We start from the raw sequence: 14,482 nt of genomic DNA on the forward strand, positions 1-14,482 counted from the left end.
GTGGTCAATTCTATTGTAGTGGAGGTCATTTCTCTAATCCAGGAGAATATGCGCTCTTTGCTCAGAATATAGAAGTCACAGGTTCTGTCTTTCTAAGTGATGGCTTCAAAGCTGAGGGTATGGTTGGTATACCTGGAGCTACTATTGGTGGTGTACTCTCTTGTAGTAGAGGTCATTTCTCTAATCCAGGAAAATATGCCCTCAATGCCCAGAATATAGAAGTCAAAGCTTCTGTATTTCTGAGAAATGATTTCAAGGCTGAGGGTAGAGTCAGTTTATTAGAAGCTAATATTGGCGGTAAACTTGATTGTATTAAAGGTCATTTTTCTAATAAAGAAGGAGATGCCCTCTTTGCTCAAGGTTTAGAAGTCAAAGGTTCCGTCTTTCTGAGTGATGGCTTCAAAGCTGAGGGTAGAGTCAATCTATCTGGAGCTACTATTTATGGTGTACTCTCCTGTATTAAAGGTCATTTCTCTAATAAAGAAGGAGACGCGCTCTTTACTCAGGGTATAGAAGTCAAAGCTGATGTCTTTTTAAGTAATAATTTCAAGGCTGAGGGTAGAGTCAGTTTATCTGGAGCGAATATTGGTGGTAAACTTTCTTGTAGTGGAAGTTATTTCTCTAATCCCGGAAAATATGCGCTAATTGCTCAGAGTATAGAAGTTAAAGGCTCTGTCTTTCTTAAAAATGGCTTTAAGGCTAAGGGTAGGGTAAGTCTATCTGGAGCTAGTATTGGAGGTCAACTTGATTGTAGTAAAAGTCATTTCTCTAATCCGGGAAAATATGCGCTAATTGCTCAGAGTATAGAAGTTAAAGGCTCTGTCTTTCTAAGAAACGGCTTCCACTCTGAGGGTAAAGTTAGTCTATCTGGAGCGACTATTGGCGATAAACTATCTTGTAATGCAGGTCATTTCTCTAATAAAGGAGGAACTGCGCTCTCTGCTAATAATATAGAAGTCACAGGTTCTGTTTTTCTAAGTAATGATTTCAAGGCTGAGGGAGAAGTTAGTTTATATGGAGCTACTATTGGAGGTCAACTTGCTTGTATCAGGGGTCATTTCTCTAATCAAGAAGGAGATGCACTTTTTGCTGAGAGTATAAAAATCAAAGCTGATGTCTTTCTTAAAAATGGCTTTAAAGCTGAGGGTATGGTAAGTTTATCTGGAGCTACTATTGGTGGTGTATTTGATTGTAGTCAAGCTCATTTCTTTAATCCAAGAAAAAATGCGCTCAATGCTCAGAATATAGAAGTCAAAGCTGATGTTCTTCTGAGAGATAGCTTCAAGGCGGAAGGTAGGGTAAGTTTATCTGGAGGTACCATTGGTGGTGTACTCTCTTGCATTAAAGGTCATTTCTCTAATAAAGGAAAAGATGCGCTCTTTGCCCATAGTATGGAAGTCAAAGGTTCTGTTTTTCTCAGAGATGGCTTCAAAGCTGAGGGTAGGGTAAGTCTATCTGGAGCGAATATTGGAGGTCAACTCTCTTGTCGTCAAGCTCATTTCTCTAATCCCGGCAAAAATGCACTTAATGCTCAAAATATAGAAGTTAAAACTAATATCAGTTTAAGTGATGGTTTCAAAGCTGAGGGAGAAGTAGATTTAACAGCAGCAAATATTAAAGGAAATCTTGACTGCACTAATGGTAACTTTTCCAACGAAAAAGGAAATGTTTTATCTGCCGAAGGAATCAATGTTGAAGGAGATATTTTATTAGACAAAGGAACTTTTCAAGGGAACATTTATTTCGTTAGTGCCAGAGTAGACGACACTTTAAGTATGGTCAAAATTAAACAAGAAAAAGTAACTTTACCCCTATATTTACGTCTCCTATATCCTTTCATTAAAAATATAAAGAATAATCAAATTGCATCACTACTTCAAGAAGAGTATCAAAAAATAGAATCTCACTACATGAAAATAGACCTACAATTTGCCAGAATAGGTCGCCTCAGAGACGATGAAGAAAGTTGGCCTCAAAAGAACAATTTAAACCTTGATGGTTTCATTTATCAGAAACTTGGTACAGACGATAATATTAAAGTTCTTAAAGATGCAAAAACCCGCCTCAAATGGCTGAGACTTCAACCAGAATTTTTTCCTCAAACTTACGAACAACTAGCTGAAGTTTTAAAAAAAGAAGGCGATCCAGATGCCGCTACAAAAATATTAATTCATAAAGAAAGAGACATTCGACCAAAACTCAATAGATTAAGTAAATTTTGGAATTACTTTCTAGATGCAACAATAGCATACGGCTATAAACCCACACAAGCCTTAGTTTGGAGTTCTATTTTTATATCTTTTGGTTGGAATGTATTTGCTTTAGGCTATCACAATTGTTCCGACTCAATATCCAATAATAAATGCCTATTTTCACCGTCTTCAGAAATTAGCCCATATACTGAAGAAACTAATAATAAAACCATTGATATAGACTATCCAGAATTTAACTTCTGGTTATATTCATTAGATACATTCATCCCAATAGTTGACCTACATCAACAAACATATTGGCTGCCAAATCCTAAAAAAGGTAGAGAAATTCCATTAATATTATTCAAAGTAAAAACTGGTGCTTTACTTAAATGGTATTTATGGGTTCACATAGTCTTTGGTTGGATATTAACATCTCTATGGGTAGCAGGTTTTAGTGGTTTAGTTCGTGGTTAAGTTGTCATTATTTGACTATGATGCCAAAGATTGCCACGGGGGGTAATGATTGGAGCCAGCAAAATAATTGATTTCTCTGCCCCCCTCGCAATGACAGTGCCAGTGGTTTAGTTCGTGGTTAATATCATGTCCCCTGGTATCGTTTGTGTAAAAGTTAGGGTAAATATCTACAGGAAATTTAAGTTTTTTCCAGCTTTTAAGCCTTCTTTCTTCTTACTTCTTCCTTCTTCCTTACCCTTAGTTACAATACTGATGCTACCGGACTTGATATAAGTTGTCATTGCGAGGCGTCGTCGAATAAGTTAACCTCTTGGAGAAAGCAGCTTTCTGAGCCGAAGCAATCTCGCAATTTGACTATGATGCCAAAGATTGCCACGGGGGGTAATGATTGGAGCCAGCAAAATAATTGATTTCTCTGCCCCCCTCGCAATGACAGTGCCAAGGGTGTAGGGTGCGTTGGAGTCTTTTTCGGATAAGCGCGTTCTCAAAAAGCAGTCTGATTATAAGTGTTTTACCAAGGATGATATAAAATTAGAAAGAAGCTTAGGAAAAGTTCAATTTATATCATGTTCGGATAATTACTTATAATAAAGTATATGGTTTGTAGTAGGGCTGAAGCCCGAACTGTAGATAGGGCTGAAGCCCTACTACGAACTGTAATTATAATAACTATTTAACCGCAATTCGTAGCTCCCCCGAAGGGGGCACATAATATTATTTAGTATTTCTCAACTACATTAATAGCTTGATGGCCAAAAATATACTTATCTAGTTGCTAGAAAGCCTTGGTTCAACCCTGTCAAAATTTATATAAATTAACAAAGCAGAAATAAATTATAAACATGATCCCTAACTTACCCAATTATCAAATCACAGAGCAACTGTATTCAGGTACTCGCACTCTAGTCTATCGAGGTATCCGTAACAGTAACGAGCAACCCGTCGTTATCAAACTACTACGAAACAAATACCCAAACTTTAACGAAATAGTTCAATTTCGGAACCAATATACCATTGCTCAAAATCTCGATTTTCCTAATATTATCAAACCCTTAAGCCTAGAAGTATATGGCAATGGCTATGCCTTAATTATGGAAGATATGGGTGGAATTTCCCTATCTAATTATCTCCAAATAGCCACAGATAAAAATCCTCAATATAAATATTTACCTTTAACAGAATTTCTCGAAATAGCCATTCCACTCACAGAAACCCTGCACTATTTCTACCAAAACCGAGTCATTCACAAAGATATTAAACCTGCCAACATTCTGATTAATCCTCACACTAAACAAGTTAAATTAATTGACTTTAGTATTGCCTCTCTCCTCCCACGAGAAACCCAAGAAATTCAGAATCCTAATATTTTAGAAGGCACATTAGCCTATATTTCTCCCGAACAAACAGGTCGAATGAATCGAGGTATCGACTATCGCAGCGACTTTTATTCCTTGGGTGTTACCTTTTATGAATTATTGACAGAAGAATTACCCTTTGTCTCAGAAGATGCAATGGAATTATTACATTTTCATTTGGCAATAGAACCTATAGAAATTCATCAAATAAATTCACAAATACCCCCAGTTTTATCAAAAATTGTCAGCAAATTGATGGCTAAAAATGCCGAAGATCGTTATCAGAGTGCATTAGGAATTAAGTATGACTTAGAAAAATGTTTAAATCAACTTCAAGACACCGGAAAAATCTTAGATTTTCCAATAGGAAAGCGAGATATTAGCGACAGATTTATGATTCCCGAAAAACTCTATGGTCGGGAAATAGAAGTTAATCAACTATTAGATGCTTTTGAACGAGTTAGTAATTCCCCTAATCTTAGTCAGGAAAAAATCTCCCCTCCCCTTGGTAAAGAGAAAATCCCCCCTCAATCCCCCCTTCATAAGGGGGGAGGAGGAGCAGAATTAATGTTAGTTGCAGGTTTTTCAGGGATTGGAAAAACTGTAGTTATTAATGAAGTTCATAAACCAATTGTTCGGCAACAGGGCTATTTTATTCAAGGCAAATATGACCAATTTAATCGCAATATTCCTTTTTCTGCCTTTGTTCAAGCTTTCCGAGATTTAATGGGGCAATTATTATCAGAATCAGAAGTCAAAATAGAAATTTGGAAAACAAATATTCTCGCAGCAGTTGGTGAAAATGGACAAGTCTTAATAGATGTAATTCCTGAATTAGAAAATATCATTGGTAAACAGCCAACAGCCACAGAATTATCGGGAACAGCCGCCCAAAATCGCTTTAATTTATTATTTCAAAAATTTGTCAAAGTTTTTACCCGAAAAGAACATCCCTTAGTAATGTTTTTGGATGACTTACAATGGGCAGATTCAGCTTCATTAAATCTACTGAAATTATTGCTGCAAGATACAGAATATTTATTATTATTAGGTGCTTATCGAGATAATGAAGTCTCCCCAGTTCATCCCTTGGTTTTAACTATAGATGAACTGATCGAAAGTAAGGCAATAGTAAATACAATTACTTTATCACCATTAATCGAATCAGATTTGAATCACTTGGTAGCAGACACCCTAAATTGTGAATTATCTCTTGCCCAACCTTTAACAAAATTACTCTATCAAAAAACAAAAGGAAATCCCTTCTTTGCCACTCAGTTTCTCAAAGCATTATATGAGGATAAATTAATTCGCTTTAATTGGAATATTCAACATTGGGAATGCAATATTGCCCAAGTTAAAGCATTAGCAATTACAGATGATGTCGTAGAATTTATGGCATTACAATTGCAGAAATTACCAACAGAAACTCAGGATATTCTTAAACTAGCAGCTTGTATTGGGGCTGGGTTTGATTTACAAACTTTGGCAATTGTTTCACAAACATCAGAAATAAACACGGCGACTTTCTTATGGAAAGCATTGCAGGAAAGTTTAATTTTACCAGTGAGTGATGTATATAAGTTTTATCAGCTTGAGGAAAATGATAATTTTAGTCCTGAAGATGAAAATTATCAGAAACAAAATGCCAGATACAGATTTTTACATGACCGAGTTCAACAAGCTGCTTATTTCCTAATTCCAGAAGACCAAAAACAGTTAACTCATTTGCAAATTGGAAAATTACTACAACAAAACTTATCCGAAATAGAAAAGGAAGAAAAACTATTTGATATTGTCGGGCATTTTAATATAGCAATTGAGTTAATTACTCAACCCAAGGAGAGAGAAACTTTAGCGAAACTTAACTTAACCGCAGCACAAAAAGCTAGAAATTCAACTGCTTATGTTGCTGCTAGAAACTTTGTGCAAATCGGGATTAATTTACTTCCTAAAAACTGTTGGCAAACTCAGTATGAATTAACTCTGAATTTGTATGTAGCTGCCACCGAAACTGCTTATTTGAATGGTAAATTTGAGGAAATGGAAGCAATGGCAACTCAGGTTTTGGAATCAGCTAAAACCATACTAGATAAAGTAAAAATTTATGAGATTAAAATCAACGCACTGACAGCTAAAACTCAGATATTAGAAGCACTCGCTGTCGGCCAAGAAGCCCTGGAAAAATTGGAGATTACGTTCCCTTTAGATGCAGACGAAGCGTTTATAGAACAAGCATTACAAACCCTGGAAAAGGAACTTCAAGGCAAACAAATAGGGGAATTAATTAACCTGCCTGTGATGAGTGAACCCCGAATAATTGCCGGGATGGAATTGTTAGCAATGTTGTTTCCGCCCATGCACCAAGCAAAACCAGGCTTGTTGCCTCTACTGGGTGCGACAATGGTCAGTTTATCCCTAAAATTTGGGAATACTTCCGCATCAAGCATCGGGTATGTAACCTATGGCTTGATGTTGTCTAGTTTTTTGGAACAAGTCGAAAGGGGGTATTACTTTGGACGAGTTGCACTAAATTTAGTTCATAAATTAAATGTTCGGAGGTTCAAGTGCATAACTTTACTTATATTTTGTACTTTTCTTCAGCATCATCGAGAACCACTAAGGGCAACAATAATTACGGCGAAAGAGGCTTATCTAGCAAGTATAGAAATTGGTGATTTTCTCTATGCTGGCTATAGCATAGTTCACTATTTTGTTGATAATTTGTTTGCTGGAGTCGAGCTACAGGATTGGGAAACTGAAATTGAAAATTACTGTATTATCTTGGAGAATGTTAAGCAACAATCACCTTTAGCTTACCTAAAGATGCAACAACAAATAGCCCATAACTTGAGGAAAATTATTGACCAACCGGATTTATTAACTGGTGTAGCTTATGATGAAAGTTTGATGATTCCTAAGTACAATGAGGATAATGATGTTAGTTCGCTCATTTTTATATATGCTTATAAATTGATGTTAGCTTATATATTTTGTGACTATACAAATGCTTTGGATTATATTGTCAAAGCCGAAGGCTATTCAATTACAAAAGTAGGACAAATTCAGACTCCAGTTTTTCATTTTTATGCAGCATTAACCTACTTAGAATTATACTCAGAACGGTCAGAAATCGAAAAAAATAATACTCTTGAAGCAGTAAAAAATTATCAAATATGTTTGGGTAAATGGGCGTATCATGCCCCAATGAATCATCAACATAAACTTGATTTGGTAGAAGCAGAAAAAAACCGAATATTAGGACAGAAAACTGAAGCAATTGAGTTCTATGATAAAGCAATTTCAGGTGCAAAAGAAAATCAATATCTTCACGAAGAAGCCTTAGCGAATGAATTAGCAGCTAAATTTTATCTGCATTGGGGAAAAGAAAAAGTTGCTGCCGGATATATGCAAGAAGCCTACTACTGTTATGCACGATGGGGATCGAAGGGGAAAGTTACCTACTTAGAAGAAAAATATCCACAACTACTACAGGTTATTTTGCAACCAACTAACTCAGCGATCGGATCTGAGGGAACAATTTCTACCAGTGTTAGGAGCAGCATAAATACCACTACAAATATCCAAAACTCGAATTTATTAGATTTTCCGGCAGTGATGAAAGCTGCCCAAGCTATTTCTGAGGAAATAGAGTTAGAGAAACTCTTAGCCACTCTGATGCAAATTTCCCTCGCCAATGGGGGAGGGCAAACAGGATTTTTAGTGGTTCATCGAGAAGCTGAATGGTTAGTTGTCGCTAAGGCAAATCAAAACCATACAGAAAACTTGCAAATTCCTCTGGCTCAATGTCAAGAATTACCTCAAAGTTTGATTTATTCTGTTGCCAGGAGTAAAAAAATTGCAGTTTTTGATAACTTGAGTGCCACATCTCAATTCGCAGGCGATCGCTACATCATTACCCAACAACCTAGATCGGTTTTATGTACTCCCATTACCAAGCAAGGAAAATTAATTGCGATTTTGTATTTAGAAAATAATCTCACAGTCGGAGCATTTACAAGCGATCGGATTGAAACATTACAAATTTTAACTTCTCAAGCTGCCATATCAATTGAAAATGCTCGTTTGTATCAACAAGTAGAAAACTATTCTCATATCTTAGAAGCAGAAGTAGAGAAAAAAACTCAAGCTTTAAGCAAAAAAGCATTTGATTTAGAGCAAGCATTGACAAATTTACAACAAACCCAAGCTCAATTAATTCAGAGCGAAAAAATGTCTTCTTTAGGTCAGATGGTGGCAGGTGTTGCCCATGAAATTAACAACCCAGTCAATTTTATTTATGGTAATATCAAACCAGCAAGTGAATACGTTAATGACTTGTTAAATTTAATTACTGCTTATCAAAATACTTATCCGAAACCAACGGCTGAAATTGAAGCAATAATTGACGATATAGATTTAGATTTTTTGGTAGAAGATTTGCCAAACTTGTTAGGTTCGATGCAAACAGGATCGAAACGAATTCGGGATATTGTAGCCTCGTTGCGGAATTTTTCTCGCTTGGATGAATCTCAAATCAAAAAAGCAGATATCCACGAAGGCATTGAATCTACTTTGCTAATTCTACAACATCGGTTGCATAGTTTTCAAGAAGAAGATTGTGAGGTAAAATATCCAGAAATAATAGTAATTAAAAATTATGGAAAATTACCATTAGTTACTTGTTATCCCAATCAGTTAAATCAAGTATTTTTGAATCTTCTGAATAATTCTATTGATGCTTTAAATGAAGTTAGTATTCAGGGAAAAAATTCTGATTTTAATCCTACCCTTACAATTACTACAGCAACAACTGAAGGTCGATTTATTGAAATAAAAATTGCTGATAACGGCCCAGGAATTCCACCAGAAATTGTTAATAAAATCTTCGACCCATTTTTTACCACGAAACCAGTAGGTTCAGGTACTGGTTTGGGATTATATACTAGCTATCAAATTGTAGTTGAGCGTCATTCCGGAGAACTAATTTGTGTTAGTAATTTGGGTCAGGGAACAGAGTTTATTATTAAGATGCCAATGGATAATGGATAATTGATAATTGATAGCTGAATATAGTAGTCATAAATTGCCCAAGCGATCGCTACCAAGTTCATTAAACGAAAAAAATCGTAGTGCCGTGTCAAGACTAAAATTGTGGGTGTTTGAGCGAGCAACCTTGGATACCTCTCCCCCAACCCCTCTCCTGCAAGGAGAGGGGCTTCCTCTCCCCCTTCCCTACAAGGGAAGGGGGTTAGGGGGTTAGGTTTTACCCACAATTTTAGCAGAGCTGATAACTGATAACTGATAACTGATTTCACGGAACTTGCCAAATTTTAATCGTTTTATCATTACTCCCACTCGCTAAACTCCTACTATCCTGACTAAACACAACCGAAAATACATCACTACCATGACCATTCAGAGTTTCCAACAATTCCCCAGTAATAGCATCCCATAAATTAATACTGCCATTGCGATATCCACTGGCAACTATTTTCCCATTCGGACTAAATGTCACCGACAAAACATCACTTATACCATACTTCAAATTTTGTATGGGTGTGGAAATAAGCTCTCCTCCATAAACCTGCCATAACTTAATCGTGCCATCCCTACTACCACTAGCTAATACTCCACCATCTGGACTAAAACTTAGCGATCGCACCCAGTCAGAATGACCTTTAATTGTAGATAACTCTTTTGCCTTTTGCAAATCCCATATTTTAATAGTTTGGTCGCGACTACCACTTGCCAAAATTCCACTATCTTGATTAAAGGCAACAGTATAAACCCGATCTTCATGTCCTATTAAAGTAAACCAGCGCTTCGCTTTCTGCAAATTCCAAATTTCAATCGCCTTATCCCTACCCCCACTTGCCAACATTTGATTATCCGGACTAAACGCCACCGTATCCACCCAGTCAGAATGACCAATAAGAGTAAACCAACGTTTGCCTTTTTTCATATCCCAAATTTCAATAGTTTTATCCCGACTGCCACTCGCCAACATTTCCCCATCCGGACTAAATGCTACTGTTTGTACAGAGTCACCATGCCCAGTGAGAGTAAACCAACGTCTACCTTTATTCATATCCCAAATTTCAATAGTTTTATCTCGACTGCCACTCGCCAACATTTCCCCATCCGGACTAAATGCTACCGAATTTACCGAGTCAAAATGTCCGGTCAAAGTCAAGACACATTTCCAAGTTGACTGTTGCGGTTGAGGAATAACAGTTGGTTGCACAACATGAGGCGGTGCAGTAATAGAATTTGTGGGTTGTTTTGTTTGCTGTTTAGGAGGTTGGTATGTCGGTATAGGTGGTCTAGTGGGAGTTGGAGATGGTGTTGGTGTTCTAGTTGGGGATGGTGTGGGTGCAGAGATATTAGGGATAGTAGGGAGTTTCACGTCTGGGTTTAATTCTTTCATTACTTCCCCAGCAGACTGGTAACGCATTTTTGGATTAGCTGCCAGCATTTTATCAAGAATTCTCCCTAACATACTATTAATAGATTGATTCAAATAATCTCGCCATACCCATTTATCTCTCATTACATCAAATAAATCGAAAGGAGATACTTGAGTCAACAAATAAATACAAGTTACTCCCAAACTATAGATATCACTGGCAAAAATAGCATGACCTCTTACTTGTTCTGGAGCGACATATTCCGGACTTCCAATTATTGTTCCTGGTTGCATTATGGAAGTGCCAGTAATAACTTTAGCTGCACCAAAATCAACTAAGACTAATCGATTAGTATTAGTCATCCATCCAGTAGTTTGTGGAAGAGAACTCCGACGAATAATATTTTCTGGTTTTATATCCCGATGAATTACTTTATGTTCGTGAATAAATTGTAAAACTGGTAATAATTCATTCAAGATTTGTTTAATTTGATTACTATCAAACGGACCCTTTTTTATTGACTCTTGAGCTAAATTAGAACCGTCGATAAATTCTTGTACTAAATATTGATTATTATCCTGTTCAAAGTGAGCTAATAATTCGGGAATTTGTGGATGTTGACCAAGTTCATCTAATCTAACAGCCTCTTGTTGAAATAACTCGGCAGCTTTTTTTGGGTCGCCAGTATTTTGAGGTAAAAATTGTTTAATTACACAAGGAGGATGAGAAGGTTTATCTTCATCCACAGCAAAAAAAGTACGACCAAACCCACCCCTACCGATAGGTTTAATAGGGCGATATCTTTCTCTCAGCAGCAACTTTGACCCACAGGCGAGGCAGTATAATGTCCCTTCAGGATTTTGGGGATTTTGGCATTGGGGATTAAGGCAATAACTCATATTAACAAGATTAGGCTACTATCTCTATGTTAATTGTTCCCCAAAGCTGAATGTTAGTAGTCTTAATAATATTTTGAAGAAGGTGGTAGGTTTTGGGTTAAATTGAAATTTCCCCAATTTTACTGAAAAATTAAGGTTTAAACCTTCTCCTTTCAAGAATAAAAAAATCTTTTTATTCAATCCTCTTCTTTGGATTTTTAAGAATTGTAGGACTTACGCATTACAACGTATTTTCGTCATTGCGACCGATAGGGAAGCAATCTCAAACCCTAGTTTTTCGTACCTAATGCCTAAGTTCTGAATTGGATAATTAGTGAGAATAAACCTTCTTAATTCTAAATTTACTCTTTCCCTCCTAACTCCTGACTCCTTCCTAATGATTTATAATATCATCTCCGGATAATCAGTGATAAAAAAGTTTTTGTTTGTAGTAGGGCTTCAGCCCGATATATACTTAGGGCTGAGAGCTATTCTATGAACTTTAATTATAACTATTCAACCGGACATGATATAAGTAGGAGTTGCGCTCAAAAGTCTGATGGTGAAGGGAAGGAGTAGGGAGTAGGGAGTAGTGAAGAGTAAACAGAGACAGGGAGTTATACAGGAGCTACTCAGAAAAATTATCCTTTGCCCCAACCTCCCTAACTCTTACCCAAATATTAACTTTTTGAGCTTACCCTGGCTTAAAATCTCCTACTTTTTCCGGACTTGAAAATGCTCACACCTTTATCTGCCTATGCCTTGAGATTTATTCAGCAAACCCTAAGTATTCAACCGAACATGATTAGGACTTACGCATGAGCTAGGAAAAACTAGGATTTGAGATTGCTATCCGTTCCGGACTGCTCCGCAAACCCTTTTAGTGGCAATGAGGGAAATAGGTTGTACTGTGTAAGTCCTAATGATATTAGAGGCTGTTTTTCAATAATTGATAATTAATAATGAATAATTGATAATTACCTATTCCTTTTAGGGAGAGGATTAACGCGGTAGGGAAAATTTTTTCTCTCTTGGTGATTGGATATGGCGTTTCGGCGCTTGAGCCGACATGAAAAGCGGAGCGGCTCTGTAAGAGCGGGAAACCTCGCCATCCCATCCTAAGGTCATGCTCCGCAAACGACCGCTTGTTTCTCCTTTAAAGGAGAGGCTTTATACCTTAACTATTCGGTAAAGAATTCTGAACTATTAGTAGCGATCGCTAACCGTCTGAGCATTAGACGGTTGTGCATCAGTAAAGTGTGGGATAAGTAAGTCGGGCTGGTCAATAATCATCTAAAAGCACTGAATAATGTGAGTTTTCAGGATTTTTGTCGGGAAAAATGTGCAAATTTTTCAGCCTTTAAGACCAAAAAGTTAGGACGAAAGGCAGACTGGCACAATTACAGCGCTTTTCAGTTGAGTAGACCACTAAACTGATTGTTAGGAGTCAGGAGTCAGGATGTAGGGACGTTGCATGCAACGTCCGTACGGAGTTAGGAGTTAGTATCATTGTGGTTTATTCATATGAAAACCGCTGTAAAGATACAGGTACAATTATTCTTCCTACTTGCCACATTTCTCACACTTCCTTAACGCACTACCCATTAAACTAATCATTAGACATCTCCGAAAAAGATATAGACCTTTTGCAATAGTATCATTAGACATCTCCAAAAAAGATATAGACCTTTTGCAATAGTAGGCAACAAATAATATTTTTTCTCAAAAACTTTTCTAGATTTGATTGAACAGGGGACTGACCCATAACTCCTGAAAAGCCTGTGGGAGGGTGGGCAGAGGGGGGAGTTGGCTAAAATTAGCAAAAAGATAATTATATCAAGGTAATTACTTAATAACTGAAGTATTATTCAAGTAAAGCACTATTTTTGGAAATAGACAACAAATAATAGGAAATAGGCAACAAGCAATAGGCAACAAATATTCGAGCCAAAGCTACTAAAAATGATTTTTTTAGTTACTTTTACTTTTCTTGGTTATTTCTTGCTTATATTGAATAAAGAACAAGTTTATTTTATGGAGATATTTATTGAAATATGAATGAAGGCTTGGCTGTTGTGGGGATGTTCTTCATAATCTTCAGAGACTATTTGTAAAGTTTTCTAACGTAGCACAAAGCAAATTGATTTCTCTGAAAAATATCGTGTGATACTAAGATTAATACTTAACATTTATCAAGTAATATATTATTGTTAGTCCTTTGTGTAATTAATTTTGTCCAGTTACTTAAATTGCACTTTGGAAATTGATTGTGCTAAGATATCTAGTATTTCAACTGACTATTAATTATAGAAAGGTAAGGTTCGAGATGAAAGCACTATTTTAGATAATAGGACTGACACAATACAAGGTATTTTGTCATTACGACTGACAGGATTTGCGGGGCACTCCGGAACAGATAGTAATCTCAAACCATAGTTTTTTGTACCTCATGCGTGAGTTCTGAGATAAATTACATTTAATTCGCTGGCTCGTTCATTATGTAAAATTTTTGGACATTCCAGTTGTATGCAAATTTATTCTCAACCCATACTTTAATGTAACCATTCAGCTATTAGCTGTCAGCTAGCCTCCTAGTAGGTCAGAACTGTGCTAACAGCAATAAAACCTTAAGCTTAAGGAGAAGATGTAAATGAATGTGGAAAAACTGGCTGTTGTAGTAAGATTTAATTCTGAATAATCAAGCTTTTATTAGCAAAACTATACCGTTTCACGGAAGTGAAAAGCAAATTTCAAAAGTCAAAATTCATGGGTTGATATCAAATCCGCTTGCTTCGGAGTAACAAGAAACCGGGTTTGTTTGAGGTCAATGTTAATATTGTAGGGCATTTGATACAAACCCGGTTTCTATGCTTTTTTAACCAATACTACCGGATTTGATATGAGTCAGTAATTCTGAGGTCTCCATTTCCTGCGGAAAGGCTAGTACCGCTACGGGGAAGTCTGAATTCAGAATTCAACCCACCCCTAACCCCTTCTTGGATGGGAAGTCATAAGTTTTGATTGGTAAGGCTTTGAGTATTTTGTCACTGGTCACTTATTTCCATCATCCTGGACTAGGCCAACAGAATGTAAGAGGCATATCTAACAGTCACAATTCATTAATGGATAATTGATAATTACCTCTGGTTAAAACCGTTCGGGAATTGAAG

At 36.6% G+C, this 14,482-nt stretch carries 3 protein-coding genes; 2 read left to right on the top strand and 1 reads right to left on the bottom strand.

Translation table 11 applies throughout. The features are described 5' to 3' along the window. Both ACP6PL_RS15925 and ACP6PL_RS15930 read left to right on the top strand, forming a co-directional pair. Window positions 1-2,669: hypothetical protein (locus tag ACP6PL_RS15925; RefSeq protein WP_426546239.1), on the top strand; the 2,669-nt coding region annotated here is incomplete at its 5' end. An 842-nt stretch (window positions 2,670-3,511) separates the two neighbouring features. Then, entirely contained in the window at window positions 3,512-9,076 is a 5,565-nt protein-coding gene (locus ACP6PL_RS15930; RefSeq protein ID WP_426546240.1) for a trifunctional serine/threonine-protein kinase/ATP-binding protein/sensor histidine kinase, read from the top strand. Between the two features lie 262 nt (window positions 9,077-9,338). Here ACP6PL_RS15930 and ACP6PL_RS15935 read toward each other — a convergent pair whose 3' ends face one another. Next, window positions 9,339-11,333, bottom strand: a complete 1,995-nt coding sequence (locus tag ACP6PL_RS15935; RefSeq protein ID WP_426546241.1) for a protein kinase domain-containing protein — start codon at window positions 11,331-11,333, stop codon at window positions 9,339-9,341. Window positions 11,334-14,482 lie beyond the last annotated feature (3,149 nt).

The sequence above is a fragment of the Dapis purpurea BLCC-M126 genome (assembly GCF_050015975.1).
In the GTDB taxonomy this organism is placed as follows: Bacteria; Cyanobacteriota; Cyanobacteriia; order Cyanobacteriales; family Microcoleaceae; genus Trichodesmium.